Source organism: Streptosporangium pseudovulgare (assembly GCF_014648055.1).
Lineage (GTDB): Bacteria > Actinomycetota > Actinomycetes > Streptosporangiales > Streptosporangiaceae > Streptosporangium > Streptosporangium pseudovulgare.
The window spans coordinates 1-14,461 of record NZ_BMQJ01000022.1 but is presented as its reverse complement, the minus strand read 5'-3'; the positions used below and the strand labels follow the sequence as shown (position 1 = coordinate 14,461).

Below are 14,461 nucleotides of genomic sequence, written 5' to 3'. Positions count from 1 at the left end.
CTCCCCCGCCGCGGCCGGTGACCGCACCGGCCGCGGCGGCCCCGCCGGGACGCGTCCCCGGCGTCCCGGGCGCTCCAGATCCCCAGCGCCCGGCGGGTGATCAGCGCAGCGCGTCCACCGGCTCCATACGGGCGGCGCGCAGGGCCGGATACAGCCCGGCGAGCAGCCCCACCGCGGCTCCCGCGCCCGGTGCGGCCAGGGCGAGACGCACGTCGAGGACGGGCGTCCACCGCTGGACGGCCGACACCGCGACGATCGCCACCACCCCCAGGGCGGCGCCGATGACCCCGCCCGTCAGCCCGACCAGTGTCGACTCCAGCAGGAACTGCGCCGCGATGTGCCTGCGCGCCGCCCCGAGCGCCCGGCGCAGCCCGATCTCGGCTGTCCGCTCCATCACCGTGACCAGCGTGACGTTGGCGATGCCGACGGCGCCCACGACCAGCGAGACCAGTCCGAGGACGAGGAACAGGGCCTCGACGTCGCCCGCCACGGCGTCGCGGGCCCTGGCCGGGGTGGCCGGGGAACCGACCAGGAGCAGGTGCTCGTTGCCGGGGCTGAGCGCGGCCGGCGCCTGGCGGGCGATCAGTTCGGCGGCGCCGAGGCCGGTGGCGACCAGTACCCGGGTGACGTGGCGCAAACCGAACCGGGGGCCGAGGGAGGACGGCACCATGACGGCGGCGGCGAGGGCGCGTTCGCGGCGCGGTTCGCCGAGGACGCCGATGACCGTGTAGGGCTGCTCGCCGATGAAGACGGCGGGTGCCCGGTCGATACGGGTGACACCGAGCATCCTGGCCGCCTGTTCGCCGAGCACCACGACCCTCTCCCCCCTGTCCACGTGGCCCTGGTCGAAGAAGCGGCCCTGCACCATGCGCCCGCGCACCGTTTCCGGCAGCCCCGAGGTGGCGGCCAGCACGGTGAGCGTCCGGCCCGCGGCCCGGGTGGGGTCCACGAGGCGGTTGGCGCGCACGGCGACGTTGGCGGCGGCCTCGCTCTCGGCCAGGGCCACGGCGGAGGTCACACCGCGCAGCCGCGTGACCTGCTCGACCGCGTCCCAGGCGACGAGCGGGGGGTCGTGCTCCGGCACGTCCACGGTGACGGACGTGGCGGTCAGCTCATCGAACCGGCCGACGATCTGGTTGCCCGCCGTGGCCGCCACACCGAGCGTGACGACGAGCGTGGTGATGCCGAGGACGGTCCCGAGCGTGGTGAGCGCCGTCCGGACGGGACAGGCCAGCATGCCGGCGAACGCCTCGCCGGCGAGGTCGCGCACGTGCATCCTCACACCTCCGCCAGCACGCCGTCGATGATCCTGACGCGGCGGGCGGCACGCTCGCTGACCTCGGCCTCGTGCGTGATGACCACGATCGTCAGGCCCTGGTCGCGCAGCTCGTCGAACAGGTCGAGGACCGCCTCGGTGTTGCGGCTGTCGAGGTTGCCGGTGGGCTCGTCGCACAGCAGCAGGGACGGCTCACCGAGCAGGGCGCGGGCGATGGCCGCCCGCTGCCGTTCGCCGCCTGACAGCCGGTCGGGAGGGAAGACGGCGCGGTGGCCCAGCCCGACCCGCTCCAGAGCGGCGTGCGCGCGTTCGCGCCGGCCGCGCCGGGGCCGGCGGCCGTACACCTCGGCCAGCATCACGTTCTCCGCCACACTGCGGTGGTCCAGCAGGTGGAACGCCTGGAAGACGAACCCGATGCGCCGGCCGCGCAGCCTGGTCCTGGCGCCGTCTCCGAGCGTGGTCGTCTCGACGCCGTCGAGCCGGTAGCTGCCGGCGGACGGCCGGTCGAGCAGGCCCAGCACATTCAGCAGGGTCGACTTGCCGGAGCCGGACGGGCCGATGACGGCCACGTAGTCGGCCCGTCCCACCCGCAGGGAGACGTCCGCCAGGGCGCGCACCGGCGGGTCGGCGGAGAAGTCGCGGCCGATCCCCACCAGTTCGATGACCGGCTCAGACACCGCCGACCACCACCCGGTCGCCCGGCCGCAGGTCCCCGATCACCTCGACCTTGCCGTGCGCGGTGAGCCCCGTCCGCACCCGGACCTCCTTGACCCGGTCCGGCGCCACCTCCACCTGCACCCGCGGCCGGCCGTCGGCGGCGGTGACCACGGCGGCCGACGGGACGGCGAGCACCTCCGACTCGGTGGCGCCGACCGTGACGCGGACCGTGACGGCCTTTCCCGCCTGGTGTTTCAGGCCCTTGGCCTCGCCGGGCGTGACGAGGACGGGTTCGGAGCCCGCCCGGCCCTCGCCGCCCGCCTTCCGGTCCTCCTCGGCCGTCCCCGCCGCCTGTTCGCCGACGGCGGTCAGCGTGCCGGGGTACGTACGGCCCGCGTCGGTCTCGATGACCGCCTTCATGCCTTTCTTGAGCAGGTCGGCGTCGGCGGCCTCGGCGGTGCCGGCCACGACGAACGACGAGCTCGTCACGGTGGCGACCGCCTTCTCGACCGTTTCACCGGCCTTGACCTGGGCCTTGTTCAGGCGTGCCGGCAGCTTCGGCAGGAAGATGATCTCGCCGGGCGGGATCGTGGTGCCGTAGGTGCGCTCGAACTCCGCCAGCAGCGCCTTGGCGGCCGCCAGTTCCTCACGCGCGCCGGCCACCTTGAGCCGCGCCGGCGAGACCCGCTTCGCCTGCCGCAGTGCCTGCTCCGCCGTCAGCAGCGCCTCCCTCCGGTCGCGTACGGTCTTGCGGAGTTCCTCCAGACGCGTGCGCCGCGCCTGGGCGGCCTCATGTTCCACCCGGTCGAGGGCGGTCCGTGCGGCGTCCAGTTCCCGCCGGGCGTTGGCGACCCGCAGGTCCAGGAGCCGGGTGTCGGCGGGCGGCTGAGGGGACGGCTGGGCGGACGGCGTCGGCCCGGGTGACGCGGCGCGGGCGAGCTCCTGCTCGGCCTCCAGCGCCTTCTCCTCCGCCGCGCGCACCGTGGCCTCGGCCGCGTCCCGTCTGGCCTGGTCCTCGGGCGTGTACGGCTGCCGATCGGCCGCGTCGAGCTCCCGCTCGGCCGCCTTCAGGTCCGCTCTGGCGTTGGCCGCCCTGGTCTTCTGCGGTGCCACGTCCCCGGCGGCGTCGAGCGCCTGGCTCTCCGCGGCGAGGGTCTGCCTGGCGGTCCGCACGGCCTTGCGCAGCGTCTCGCGCCGCTCTCGGGCCTCCAGGGCCGGCCGCTGGGCCGTGTACCCTTTCCGGGCGTAGAAGCGGGTGACCGCGGCGATGGTGGCCCGGTCGAACACCCCGGTGACGGGCGCCGCGTGGCCGAGGCGGCGCAGCGTCCGCTGGAGCTGCCGCACGTCGGCGCCCTTCGCGCCGGGGACGATCGTGCGGTGCATCGGCACCCGGCCGGCGAGGACGAACACCGGGCGGCCGTTGACCTCCATGAGCAGGCCGCCCTCCGTGAGCCTGCCGGGGCGCGGCGCCCGGGTGACCCGTTGCGCCGTGTCGTCGCCGCCGACGACGCCGGCCAGCGTGATCGCGAGCGGGGAGCCGTACTCCAGCGTTCCTCTGACGACGACCGTGCTGGTCAGCCGGACGCGTTCGACGGGCGCGGTGACCAGCGACGGTTTCGGCGGCCTGCGCAGCGCCGCCTCCTCCGCGGGTGAGCGCAGCCGCGTGCCGACCGCCCAGCCGGCGCCCGCGATCAGCAGGACTCCGGCGAGCGCCCCGGGCAGGACCTTGCGTGGAGATCTCATCGGCGGGCCGTGCCGTTCGCCGGACGTTCCCGCGGCCTGTCCGGCCTCTGGCCGGAAGGCCCGGCGGCCGTCGCCGGGGGCCGCTTCCCCCCGGCGGGATCAGCGGCTCTCGCCGCGGGCCGCGTCTCCGGGGGCGCGGGCGGCCGGAGCGGACGCGGTCGTGCGGCCATCGTCAGCTCACCCCGAACTCGCCCTGGACCCGCCGCACGATCTCATGGAACTTGGGCAGGTACGCCGGGTAGAAGTCCTTGCCGCACTCGAGGTCGTCCAGGGCCGCCTTGATCTCCTGATCCAGGTGGCGGCGGGCCTCACTGGCGCTCAGGTGCGTGGGATCGTAGTACTTCCCTTCGGGGAGATCCGTGTCCGGGATGTCGTCGTTCTTGGCGACCTCGTCCTTCTGCGCGGTGAACGCCCTCTCTCCCCGGAGCGCCATGTCCGTCGGTTTGGCGGACGTCACCTTGTAGCCCTGGCGGGAGAGGCAGCCGGACATGGCCGAGGCGAGCTCGGCAAGCGCCGGGTCGCCGTCCAGCTCGCGCCGGACGGTCTGGTCGATCACCTGGTTCAGCTGCGTGAACCTGTCCTCCTCGGACCTGACGACCTTGCCGGTGACCTTGGTGATCGCCCGCCCCTGGCACGACGTCTCCGCCTTGTCGTAGGCCTTCTGCTGGGCCGGCGACAGATCTCTTTGGATCTTCCAGTTGGGATCGGCGCCGGGCTCGCCGATGTCCGTGAAGTCGTGGGGGTAGACCAGGGTGGAGAAGACGCCGAAGCCCGTCTTCGAGCGTTCCGCCTTCATCGCGGCGTAGTCGCCGCCGGCCGCCTTCTGCATTCCCTCGGGGAGGGACGGCGGGGGCGGCACGAACGGGACGTAGGTGAAACCCTCGCCCTTCATGCAGTCCGCCAGCACGGACTGGATCCGGCGGGCCGTGTCGTCCGGCGGCGCCGACGGGGTCGCGGACCGGGCGGAGGGGCTCGTCCCGCACCCCGCGAGCGCGCAGAGCACGGCCAGGGCCGCAAGTGATCTTCTAGGCATGGCAGGGGACCATACTCCGTTCAACGGAGTATGGTCAATTCGGGACGGCGCCCCGGATGCCGCCCGGCGTCAGTTCGGGACGGCGCGCCGCCGATCGCCCGGCACGAGCGCCGCCGTGGCCGTCAGCGCGGCCAGCAGGCCCCAGTACGTCAGGTGCTGCCGGGTCAGTTCGGTCAGCCGCTCGGTGAGCTGGCCCGAGACCACCAGCAGGTGGAGCGCCGCGGCGAGCGCCCAGCGCGCGTCACGGGCCGTGCGCGCCGCCCACACGCCGAGACAGAGCAGGCCGACCTCCAGTACCAGCCTGCCGAGGCCCACCGGGAGCGTCGCCTCGATCGCGAGCAGGCCGGGCCCGGCCCACGCCGCCACCGGCACGGCCGCCCACCACCACGACGACCTGGGCCCCGGCGGTGGTCCCGCCGTCAGCACCAGCAGGCCGCAGCACACCACCGCGTACCCCAGCCCCACCGCCGCGGGCCCGCTCGCCGCGAACAGCGGGCGGTCGGTCAGAAACCCCGGGTACACCGGCAGAAGGGTCACGTCGACCGGCTGCCACGCCGCGGCGAGCAGCAGCGCCTTGCCCCCGCTCAGCGCGGCGCACAGCAGCGCCGGCCAGACCCGCCCACGCGACACGGCCAGCAGCCCGGCGGCGGACACCAGCACCCATACCCCGATCCGCCCGGCGTAGGGCAGCAGCGCGGCGAGTTGCCCCGCCATCACGGCCGTCACGCCGAGGTGCAGGCCGTCCCGCCAGGCCTCCCCCCGCGCCGCCTGCCGTACCCGCTCCCGCAGACCGCCGGAGACCAGCCCCGCCACCTGCCGCGCCTCCGGCACCGTACGGCCCGGCTCGGCGCAGTCGAGGAGGACCCCCAGCACCTCCTCGCCGTGGTCGGACCGGTAGCCACGCGGGTAGGCCAGCCGCATCAGCAGCCGGTAGCGGCGTTCGATCGGGGTCACGCCGGGGAAAGGCGGTCGATGACCAGGGACGCGGCCCGCTGCATGCGCCGGGCCTCGGCCTCCAGCACGCCGCGGCCGTCCTCCGCCAGACGGAAGTAGCGCCGGCTGCGACCGCCGACCGTCTCCTCGCGGTCCACCGCGATCAGGCCCCGGTCGTTCAGCCGCTCCAGGATGCCGTACAGGGTGCCCACGGACGGGTTCACCCGCCGCCCCGACAGCTCGGCCACCGCCTTCAGGATCGCGTGGCCGTGCAACGGCTCGTCGAGCAGCGCGACGAGCACGTAGTACATGGGTTCACTGACTTCACCGGTCCCCCTGGGCATGCCGCAGAACATAACACGCCCGGCATACGCCGCCCGCCCGCGCGCACGGCGCCCGGTCCCGGACGCGCACCGAGCCCCGCCGGTCCCCCGGCCGGGAGCGAGCGGACGCCCCGCGTTCCCGGACGCGTGCCAGGCCCGTTTCCCGATGCGCACCCGTTCCGGCGGCGCTCACCTGCGCTTTCCCATCCCCGGACGCCGCCGGGCCGCGTCGGGAGGCGCGGCCGGGGGTAAGGGACGGGCATCGGGGACGTCCGCCCCACAGCGCGGGGCCGGGCGGCGCCGGCCGGGCGGCCGGACCGGGACGCGGAGGCGTGATCGATGGAACCGTGGGCGCAGGTCAGGGAGACGCACTCCGGCGTCGTGATCCTCCTCGGGGATCGCGCCGTCAAGCTCAAGAAGCCGGTGAATCTCGGCTTCCTCGACTTCACCTCCGTCGAAGCCCGACGGGCCGTCTGTCAGGAGGAGGTGGAGCTCAACCGGCGGCTGGCCCCGGACGTCTACGAGGGGGTCGCCGACGTGGTCGGCCCCGACGGGCGGGTCTGCGAGCACCTCGTCGTGATGCGGCGCATGCCCGAGGAGCGGCGGCTGTCGGAGCTGGTCCGGACGGGTGAGCCGGTCGACGACCACCTGCGCCGGATCGCCAGGGCGCTCGCCGGCATGCACGGCCGGGCCCGCCGCGGCCCGCGGATCGACCGGGAGGGCGGCGTGGCGGCGCTGCGCTCGCGGTGGACGGCGAGTTTCGGCCAGGTCAGGGCACTGCCCGAGCAGGTGGTCGGCGCCCCGGTGCTGGACGAGATCGAAGGGCGCACGCTGCGCTTCCTCGACGGCCGCGGCCCCCTGTTCGCCGCCCGCGTCGCCGACGGCCGGATCGTGGACGGCCACGGCGACCTGCTCGCCGAGGACGTCTTCTGCCTGGACGACGGGCCGCGGATCCTCGACTGCCTGGAGTTCGACGAGCGGCTGCGCTTCCTCGACGGCCTGGACGACGCGGCCTTCCTCGCCATGGACCTGGAACGGCTGGGCGCGCCCCGGGCGGCGGAGCTGTTCCTGCACTGGTACACCGAGTTCTCCGGCGACCCCGCCCCGCCCACGCTGTGGCACCACTACGTCGCCTACCGGGCCTTCGTCCGCGTCAAGGTGGCCTGCCTGCGGCACGCCCAGCACGACCCCGGCGCGGCGCGCCAGGCCCGTGAGCTCGCCGGCCTCACGCTGCGCCACCTGCGGGCCGGCGCGGTGCCGCTGATCCTCGTCGGCGGGACGCCCGGCACCGGCAAGTCGACCCTGGCCGCGGCCATCGCCGACCGGCTCGGCGTGACGCTGCTGAGCAGCGACCGCGTCCGCAAGGAACTGGCCGGCGTCACCCCCGAGCGGTCCGCCGCCGCCCCCTTCGGCGAGGGCGTCTACGACCGGGAGCACACCGAACGCGCCTACGGCGAGCTGCTGGCGCGGGCCGGCAGGCTGCTGCGGAACGGCGAGCCGGTCGTCCTCGACGCCTCCTGGACCGACGCCGCGCACCGGGCGGCGGCCGGAGCCGTCGCCGACGGCGCGTCCAGCGAGCTGTTCGCGCTGCGCTGCACCGCCCCGCCGCAGGTGGTCGCCGACCGGCTCGCGAGCCGTACCGGGGGGATCTCGGACGCCGGTCCGGAGATCGCGGCGGAGCTGGCGGCGCGGGCCGCGCCGTGGCCCGGCGCGGTCGTGATCGACACCGGCGTCCCGCTGGAGCGGTCGCTCGAACGGGCGCTGGCGGCGATCCGCCCCGCCCCGGAGCCGTCCTCCGTACGGTTCCACCGCCCCCTCCTGGAGCCCGGGTGAGCGCGGGCATCGCGGCGGCCACCGCCCCGGTCTCCGCCCGGACCGAAGTGTTTCCGTGCGAGACGGGTGGTTTTCCACGCCGCAGGACAAACAGGGCAGACAGTCCCTGACAAACAAACAGGGCCGACAGTCCCTCACAAAAGGGCATTTAGCCTCTAGAGGACGGCCATCCGCGCGCCCAGTCTTCTGGGTGTGAGGTGAGTCAGTTCTTCGCAATGCGCCGTCCGTACCGTCGCCTCACACGTGCGGGCCGGGATCCTTCACGGGCACCCGCCCCGTCCGGGCGGGGCTGGAGGCACGATGTGCGTCAACGTCGGAGACGTCATGACCCGGAAGGTGATCTCGGTCCGCGAGGACGCCTGCTTCAAGCAGATCGCCGCAATGTTCGTCGCCCACACGGTCGGCGCCGTGCCGGTGCTGAACGCCGAGGGCCGGGTGACCGGCGTCGTCTCCGAGTCCGACCTGCTGCGCGAGGAGCCGGAGGACCCGCCCGGGACCACGGCCTGGAACGGCGACCGCCGCGCGGGCCGGTGCGACCTCGCCCGGCGGCTGATGTCCTCCCCCGCGATCACCGTCCGGGAGACCGCGCCGCTGACGGACGCCTGCCGCCTGATGCGCGACCACCACGTCAAGCGGCTGCCGGTGGTGGACCGTCTGGGCCGGTTGGTGGGCATCGTCAGCCGCCGCGACCTGCTGAAACCGTTCGTCCGGCCGGATCGGGACATCGAGCGCGAGATCCGCCGGAACGTCCTGACCCGCTCGCTGTGGATGGACACCTCGCGGGTGCGTGTCTCCGTCAGGAACGGCGTGGTGACGCTGAGCGGCACGATGACCCTGCGCGGCGACACCCGGACCGCCCTGACGATGATGCTGCGGGTCGACGGCGTCGTCGGCGTGATCGACGAGCTTCTGTGGGACCGGGACAACGTGCCCGTCGGGCAGGGATCTTAAGGCCGGTCCCGCGGATCTCCTCGCCCGCCGAGGCCGTCCAGGCGGCTTCTCACCCGCCGCGGTCGCCCAGGCGGTTTTCCACCCGTCGCGGCCCCCGGGCCGGTCCTCGCCGCGGCGAAGATCCGTGGAAGCGGGCCCCGGAAAGCACCGCCGAAGGGCCGTGGGGCCGAAGGTCCGTACGGCACGGGGCCATGGTCCGCGAGAAGGGGACCTTCTCCCCTCAACCGCCGGGGCCTCCCTCGACGAAGCTTCAGGTATGGACATCGACTCGATCCGGCCGCACACGCTCTCCCGGGAGGAGTGCGTGAAGTTGCTGTCGTCGGCCCCGATCGGCCGGATCGTCTTCACCGACCGTGCCCTTCCCGCGGTGGAGCCGGTCGACTTCTACGTCGACGGAGGGAAGATCGTGATCTGCACCGACTCCTCCTCCAAGGTGGCCGCCGCCACCCGGGACACCGTGGTGGCCTTCGAGGCGGACGACTTCGACACCGACGCCCGCACCGGCTGGTCGGTCACCGCCGTGGGGCGGACCCGGACCGTCCACGACCCCGAGGAGGTCACCCGGCTGACCGGGCTGCCGCTGACGGCGTGGACCACGGGCTGCGGGGACCACTTCATCGTGCTCCACATCGAGCGGATCTCCGGCCGGCGCGTCCACCGTTAGCGGCGCCGACGGGAGCGCGCAGGCCGACCGCGGCCCCTTGGCCGAGAAGCTCGGGACGCGCAGGCCGACCGCGGGCCCCCCGGCCGAGGAGTTCGGGGTATGCAGGCCGACCGCGGCCCCCGGCCGAGGGGTTCGAACGGCGCGTCGCCCGGACGGCCGCAACCCGGTACGCCGTGACGACCCGCGACGGGTCCGCCGTCCTTCGGCCCGCCACGCGCTCAGCCCAGCGGAACGCTCCAGGTGAGCCGGGTGCCGCCGCCGGGCGGGACGTCGACGTGGAAGGCGCCGCCCAGCCGGTCGGCGCGTTCCCGCAGGTTGCGCAGGCCGCTGCGGCGGCCGTCGGCCGGAAGGCCGACACCGTCGTCCTCGACGAGGAGGGTCAGCCGGCCACCGGCGAGCCCGGCGTGCACGCCGACGCGGGTGGCCTTGGCGTGGCGGACCACGTTGGACAGCGCCTCGCGCAGTACGGCCAGCAGGTGGTCGCCGATCTCGGGCGGGACCCCGTTGTCCAGGGGACCGTCCATGATCAGGGCGGGCCGGAAGCCCAGGTGCGCGCCGGCGTCCTCGACCAGCGTGGTGATCCGCCCGCGCAGCCCTCCGTCGTCGCCGCCGTCGGGGCTCTGCAGGGCGAAGATGGTCGAGCGGATCTGCCGGATGGTGCTGTCGAGTTCGTCGATGGCGTTCTGCACCCGGGTGGCGGCCTGCGGCCGCTCGATCAGCGGCACCGCGCTCATCAGCGTCATCGCGGTCGCGAACAGGCGCTGGATGACCACGTCGTGCAGGTCCTTGGCGATGCGGTCGCGGTCCTCCAGCAGGCCGAGGCGCTCGGCGTGGATGCGGCTCTCGGCCAGCTCCAGCGCGATCGCCGCCTGCCCGGCGAAGGCGTGCAGGGTGCGCAGCTCGACCTGGCTGAACGGGATGCGGCCGGGGCGCTTGGCCAGCGACAGCACCCCGCGCACCGTGCCGGCCGCGCCGATCGGCACCGCCGCGGCCGGTCCGGGTGCCGCCGGGTCGGCCCTGCCCGGCAGGGAGCCGCCGACGGGGTCGGTCACCATGAACGGCTCACCGGAGGCGAACGCCTGCCCGGCCAGCGAGCCGGACACCAGGGTGGACGCGCCCACCTTCGGGCACAGCCGTCCACCGGCGTGACCGCCGCACTCGTCCGGCGTTCCCGGCGCGTCCCGGCCGCCGCCCGCGGTGTCCGAGGCATCCGGCGCGTCCCGGCTGCCTTCTCCGGCATCCGAAACATCAGGGACGTCTTGGATGTCCGGTGCGGTGCCGGGGCCCTCGGCGATGACGACCCGCAGCCGACGGCCGTCGCCGTCCGGCAGCAGCACCGCCACCGCGTCGGCGCCCGCCATCCGCCGCGCCCGCCCGGCGATCAGCGTCAGCACCTCGGTGGGCTCGGCGCCCGACAGCAGGGCGGTGGTGACGTCGGAGGACGCCTGCAGCCACACCTCCCGGCGGCGGGTCTCCTCGTACAGGCGGGCGTTCTCGATGGCGACGCCGGCCGCGGTGGCCAGCGCCTCCACGATCGCCTCGTCCTCCTCGTCGAACTCCCCGCCGCCGCGCTTCTCGGTGAGGTAGAGGTTGCCGAACACCTCCTCGCGGATCCGGATCGGCACCCCCAGGAAGGAGCCCATCGGCGGGTGGCCGGGCGGGAAGCCGTACGACTCGGAGTGGTCGGCGATGTTGGCCAGCCGTACCGGGCACGGGTCCTTGATGAGCAGGCCCAGCAGGCCCAGGCCGTGCGGCCAGTGCTCGATCCGGGCGATCTCCTCCTCGCTCAGCCCCACCGGGAGGAACTGGACGAGCGTGTTCTCCTCCCCCACCACGCCCAGCGCGCCGTAGCGGGCGTCGACCAGGGTGGTGGCGGTCTCCACGATCCGCCGCAGCACCGTCTCCAGGTCCAGGTCGCTGCCCACCGACACCACGGCGTTCAGCAGGGCCTGCATGCGGTCGCGGGTGGCCAGCACCGCCTCCAGGCGCACCTGCAGCTCCGCCAGCAGCTCGTCCAGTCGCATGTGCGGAGTCAGGGCATATGGCTCAACATCTGCCATACATATCAGTTTCCCCACCAAATACGCATTGCACCCACACCGGTACGCGGTGATTCCGCCCCCGGTGGCCGAAGGTCCCCGTCGTTGAGGACCTCCGGCCGCTGCCCGGCGGGCCCCCGCGGCGGTGTGATGAGAGATGCGAGCGGCACGGGAAGCCCGGAGGAGGTCCGGCCATGCACGTGAAGGTCAAGGACGTCATGACGACGGAGGTGGCGTCGGTCAACGGCTGCACCCCGTTCAAGGACGTGGCGGAGGTGCTCATCGCCCACGGCGTGAGCGCGGCCCCCGTGGTGGACGCCGAGGGGCACGTCGTCGGCGTCGTCTCGGAGGCGGATCTGCTGCGCAAGGAGGAGTTCAGGGAGCGCTACTACCGCGAGGGCTACCAGCCGCCGCTGCGCTCCAGGCTGCGCGACCGCCTGAGCGCCAAGGGCGGGGACGGCCGGGCCAAGGCCCGCGGCGACACCGCCGCCGAGCTGATGACGGCTCCCGCGGTCACCGTGCGGGCGCACGCCTCGATCGTCTCGGCGATGCGGCTGATGGAGGAGCACGGGGTCAAGAGGCTGCCCGTGGTGGACGCCGAGGACGTCCTCCAGGGCATCGTCAGCCGCCACGACCTGCTGAAGGTCTTCGTCCGCGACGACGCCGACATCGCCGAGGAGGTGCGCCGGGACATCCTCGACCGCACCCTGTGGGCCGAGCCCAGCACCGTCTCCGCCACGGTCCGTCAGGGCGTCGTCACCCTGACCGGGCGCATGCACCGGCGCAGCGACGCCCGCCTGGCGACACGGATGGTCCAGCGGGTCAACGGGGTGGTCGACGTGGTGGACGAGCTGCGGTGGACCCTGGACGACACCCCGGCCTGGAGCGGCCGGTAGCCACGGACTCCGCGGGGGCGCCCTCAGTCCTCCACTCCGCGGGGGCGCCCTCAGTCCTCCGGGGCCGTCCTCGCCAGGGTCACCCGGCCGGTCCCGGCGGCCTCCGCCGGGCGGTCCGCCGGTTCGCCGGTCAGGTCGTCGGCCAGGTCGTCGTGGTCGTAGGTGACGTCGATCCGCAGGTCGACGACGCCGTCCGCCTGCTGCGCGGCCTCGGCCAGCCCGGCGATCTGCGACCGCCTGGCCAGCCTCCCCTGGATGCGGACCACGCCGGCGTCCACCGAGATCGTGAGCGTACGGGGGTCCAGCCGCAGCCGGGCCACGGCCGCCGCCACGTCGGCCAGGACCTCCGGCGCCCGCCGGGCGAAGATCCTCAGCAGGTCGGCCTGGTGCACGGTCCCGGCGATCCGGCCGCTGACGGCGTCGATCACCGGCAGCTGCCTGACCCCGTTGACGTGCATCAGGCGGGCCGCCTCCCGGACCGGGGTCTCCCCCACGACCGTGAGCGCCGGGCTGGCCATGAGCTCCTCGGCGGTCATCTCCATGATCCTCCGGCGGTCCGGGCACCGCCCGCCGCCCGCGGGCGCGTCCTCGCCGCGCGGAAGGCCCGCCTCACCGGACGGGAGGTCCGTCCCACCGGACGGGAGGTCCGTCCCACCGGACGGGAGGTCCGTCCCACCGGGCGGGAGGTCGGTTCCGCCGGACGGGAGGTCGGTTCCGCCGGGCAGCAGGTCGTCCTCCGACACCGTGCCGACCGGACGCCCGTCGGCGTTGACCACCGCGACGGCGTCCACCTTGAAACGGCGCATGGTCGCGACGAGCTCGGCGAACGTCGCGTCACGCTGGACCGCGATGGCCACCCTGCCCATGACGTCCCTGACCCGCATGACCATGGTCCCCTCCCAACCTAGTCGGCCCCGGCCTGCGCGACCCCGGCGGGCGCGACGTCCTCCTCCTCCGGAAGGACCGGCACCGGGACGACCGCGACGGCGCACGCGCTGCGCTGGAGGATCGATCTGGTGACCGAGCCCAGCCGCCCGTGCCCGCGCGCCCCGTCGACCACCATCAGGCTCGCCTCCCTGGAGACGTCGGCGAGGACGTCCTTCGGCGGCCCGGCGACGCCGTGAACCCGGACGGCCACCTCCGGGTACCTGAACTGCCATGGCCGCAACCGCTCGGTCATCTCGCCCTCGGCCGTCTTCGTGACGGTCCCCGGCTCGGTCGCCGGCGGCCCCTGCGACAGCCACGACGCCGGCTGGAGGGAGACGCCCCGCACCGCCACCAGGCTGAGCTGCCGGACGTCCGCCTCGCCGAAGGCGAACCCGATCGCCTCGTCGCGCGTGTCCGCGGCCATGCCCAGGACCACGGCTCCCCGGTGCAGCGGCACGGGGATCGGGCCGGGACCGCGCACCACGACCACCGGGCAGCACGCGTGCGCCGCGACGTAGCCGGCGACCGACCCCAGGACCGTCCTGGCCAGGGCTCCCATGCCACGGGATCCGACCACGACCAGCTCGGCGCGGGCCGACAGCTCCACCAGCCGCTCGGCGGCGGACCCCTCGTACAGGTCGGTGGCCACCTCGGTGATCGAACTGCACGAGCGGGCGCAGTCGGCGCCGTGGTACAGCACGTGTTCGGCCGCCTTGCGCAGGTGGAGCTTCACCTCCTCCTCGGCCTGGCCGTACGGCCAGCGCCAGGCGTGGGCCACCCTCAGCGGCAGCTGCCGCAGCTCCGCCTCGTCCATCGCCCATTCCAGAGCCTGCATGGAGAAGTCCGAGCCGTCGTAGCCGACGACCACCTCGCGGGTCTCGGTCATCCTTCTCACCCCCTCCCATGGTCGGGAGGGGGGCCTCCGGAAGGGCAGGGCGGAAGGTCCCACCGGCATGGGACCTTCCGCCCTCGTCCCCCGCCCGCGTGGACGGCCCCGTCATGGGCCGCCCCGCGGTCCGGCGTCGTTCCCCGTTCCCGCCCGCGCGGACGGCCCCTCACCCCGTCCGCGCGGGCCCTCAGACCTTGGTGACGCGGACGGCGTCGGCGATGACGTAGCCGGTGCCGGCGGTCCAGCGGCTCACGCCGACGACGTTGTAGGTGCCGGCGTTGAGGGAGAAGGTGCCGA

General features: G+C 74.4%; 14 protein-coding genes. 4 read left to right on the top strand and 10 right to left on the bottom strand.

Annotation, left to right across the window (positions count from 1 at the left end; genetic code table 11):
- Positions 1–100 precede the first annotated feature (100 nt).
- The 6 genes from IEZ10_RS32280 to IEZ10_RS32255 form a co-directional block, all read right to left on the bottom strand.
- Positions 101–1,276 (bottom strand): ABC transporter permease, encoded by a 1,176-nt coding sequence (locus IEZ10_RS32280; protein WP_189250310.1) that lies wholly within the window; start codon positions 1,274–1,276, stop codon positions 101–103.
- A 2-nt stretch (positions 1,277–1,278) separates the two neighbouring features.
- The gene (locus tag IEZ10_RS32275) at positions 1,279–1,953 is read right to left on the bottom strand and encodes an ABC transporter ATP-binding protein (RefSeq protein ID WP_189250309.1); all 675 of its coding nucleotides are present in this window, start codon (positions 1,951–1,953) and stop codon (positions 1,279–1,281) included.
- Positions 1,946–3,676 (bottom strand): peptidoglycan-binding protein, encoded by a 1,731-nt coding sequence (locus tag IEZ10_RS32270; protein WP_189250308.1) that lies wholly within the window; start codon positions 3,674–3,676, stop codon positions 1,946–1,948. Before IEZ10_RS32270 ends, IEZ10_RS32275 begins: the two co-directional genes overlap by 8 nt.
- 172 nt (positions 3,677–3,848) lie before the next feature.
- Positions 3,849–4,709: a hypothetical protein gene (locus IEZ10_RS32265; RefSeq protein ID WP_189250307.1), complete on the bottom strand. Its 861-nt coding sequence runs from the start codon at positions 4,707–4,709 to the stop codon at positions 3,849–3,851.
- 69 nt (positions 4,710–4,778) lie between these two features.
- Positions 4,779–5,663: a hypothetical protein gene (locus IEZ10_RS32260; protein ID WP_189250306.1), complete on the bottom strand. Its 885-nt coding sequence runs from the start codon at positions 5,661–5,663 to the stop codon at positions 4,779–4,781.
- Positions 5,660–5,986, bottom strand: a complete 327-nt coding sequence (locus tag IEZ10_RS32255) for a PadR family transcriptional regulator (protein ID WP_229811868.1) — start codon at positions 5,984–5,986, stop codon at positions 5,660–5,662. Before IEZ10_RS32255 ends, IEZ10_RS32260 begins: the two co-directional genes overlap by 4 nt.
- Before the next feature lie 318 nt (positions 5,987–6,304).
- Here IEZ10_RS32255 and IEZ10_RS32250 point away from each other — a divergent pair, with 318 nt between their 5' ends.
- From IEZ10_RS32250 to IEZ10_RS32240, 3 genes are all read left to right on the top strand, one after another.
- On the top strand, positions 6,305–7,798 hold the full coding sequence (locus tag IEZ10_RS32250) for a bifunctional aminoglycoside phosphotransferase/ATP-binding protein (protein ID WP_189250304.1): 1,494 nt from the start codon (positions 6,305–6,307) through the stop codon (positions 7,796–7,798).
- Between the two features lie 324 nt (positions 7,799–8,122).
- Entirely contained in the window at positions 8,123–8,749 is a 627-nt protein-coding gene (locus tag IEZ10_RS32245) for a CBS domain-containing protein (RefSeq protein WP_229811867.1), read from the top strand.
- 256 nt (positions 8,750–9,005) lie between these two features.
- Positions 9,006–9,413 (top strand): pyridoxamine 5'-phosphate oxidase family protein, encoded by a 408-nt coding sequence (locus IEZ10_RS32240; RefSeq protein WP_189250302.1) that lies wholly within the window; start codon positions 9,006–9,008, stop codon positions 9,411–9,413.
- A 218-nt stretch (positions 9,414–9,631) separates the two neighbouring features.
- Here IEZ10_RS32240 and IEZ10_RS39435 read toward each other — a convergent pair whose 3' ends face one another.
- On the bottom strand, positions 9,632–11,473 hold the full coding sequence (locus IEZ10_RS39435) for a sensor histidine kinase (protein ID WP_229811866.1): 1,842 nt from the start codon (positions 11,471–11,473) through the stop codon (positions 9,632–9,634).
- Positions 11,474–11,646: 173 nt separating this feature from the next.
- Here IEZ10_RS39435 and IEZ10_RS32230 point away from each other — a divergent pair, with 173 nt between their 5' ends.
- Positions 11,647–12,348 (top strand): CBS domain-containing protein, encoded by a 702-nt coding sequence (locus IEZ10_RS32230; protein WP_189250301.1) that lies wholly within the window; start codon positions 11,647–11,649, stop codon positions 12,346–12,348.
- A gap of 50 nt (positions 12,349–12,398) precedes the next feature.
- Here the strand turns inward: IEZ10_RS32230 and IEZ10_RS32225 are convergent, their stop codons facing one another.
- From IEZ10_RS32225 to IEZ10_RS40585, 3 genes are all read right to left on the bottom strand, one after another.
- A complete protein-coding gene (locus IEZ10_RS32225) occupies positions 12,399–13,238 on the bottom strand; it encodes a CBS domain-containing protein (protein WP_189250300.1) in 840 nt (279 codons plus the stop codon).
- A 14-nt stretch (positions 13,239–13,252) separates the two neighbouring features.
- On the bottom strand, positions 13,253–14,161 hold the full coding sequence (locus IEZ10_RS32220; RefSeq protein ID WP_189250299.1) for a universal stress protein: 909 nt from the start codon (positions 14,159–14,161) through the stop codon (positions 13,253–13,255).
- Positions 14,162–14,351: 190 nt separating this feature from the next.
- Positions 14,352–14,461 (bottom strand): golvesin C-terminal-like domain-containing protein (locus IEZ10_RS40585; protein WP_444545404.1); only part of this gene is annotated, 110 nt, incomplete at its 5' end.

What these genes read in the sequence shown, in the direction of transcription:
- IEZ10_RS32280 (WP_189250310.1), bottom strand. Translation starts at nt 1,276, where the DNA reads ATGCACGTGCGCGACCTCGCCGGCGAGGCGTTCGCCGGCATGCTGGCC.
- IEZ10_RS32270 (WP_189250308.1), bottom strand. Translation starts at nt 3,676, where the DNA reads ATGAGATCTCCACGCAAGGTCCTGCCCGGGGCGCTCGCCGGAGTCCTG.
- IEZ10_RS32265 (WP_189250307.1), bottom strand. Translation starts at nt 4,709, where the DNA reads ATGCCTAGAAGATCACTTGCGGCCCTGGCCGTGCTCTGCGCGCTCGCG.
- IEZ10_RS32255 (WP_229811868.1), bottom strand. Translation starts at nt 5,986, where the DNA reads ATGCCCAGGGGGACCGGTGAAGTCAGTGAACCCATGTACTACGTGCTC.
- IEZ10_RS32250 (WP_189250304.1), top strand. Translation starts at nt 6,305, where the DNA reads ATGGAACCGTGGGCGCAGGTCAGGGAGACGCACTCCGGCGTCGTGATC.
- IEZ10_RS32245 (WP_229811867.1), top strand. Translation starts at nt 8,123, where the DNA reads ATGACCCGGAAGGTGATCTCGGTCCGCGAGGACGCCTGCTTCAAGCAG.
- IEZ10_RS32240 (WP_189250302.1), top strand. Translation starts at nt 9,006, where the DNA reads ATGGACATCGACTCGATCCGGCCGCACACGCTCTCCCGGGAGGAGTGC.
- IEZ10_RS39435 (WP_229811866.1), bottom strand. Translation starts at nt 11,473, where the DNA reads ATGGCAGATGTTGAGCCATATGCCCTGACTCCGCACATGCGACTGGAC.
- IEZ10_RS32230 (WP_189250301.1), top strand. Translation starts at nt 11,647, where the DNA reads ATGCACGTGAAGGTCAAGGACGTCATGACGACGGAGGTGGCGTCGGTC.
- IEZ10_RS32225 (WP_189250300.1), bottom strand. Translation starts at nt 13,238, where the DNA reads ATGGTCATGCGGGTCAGGGACGTCATGGGCAGGGTGGCCATCGCGGTC.
- IEZ10_RS32220 (WP_189250299.1), bottom strand. Translation starts at nt 14,161, where the DNA reads ATGACCGAGACCCGCGAGGTGGTCGTCGGCTACGACGGCTCGGACTTC.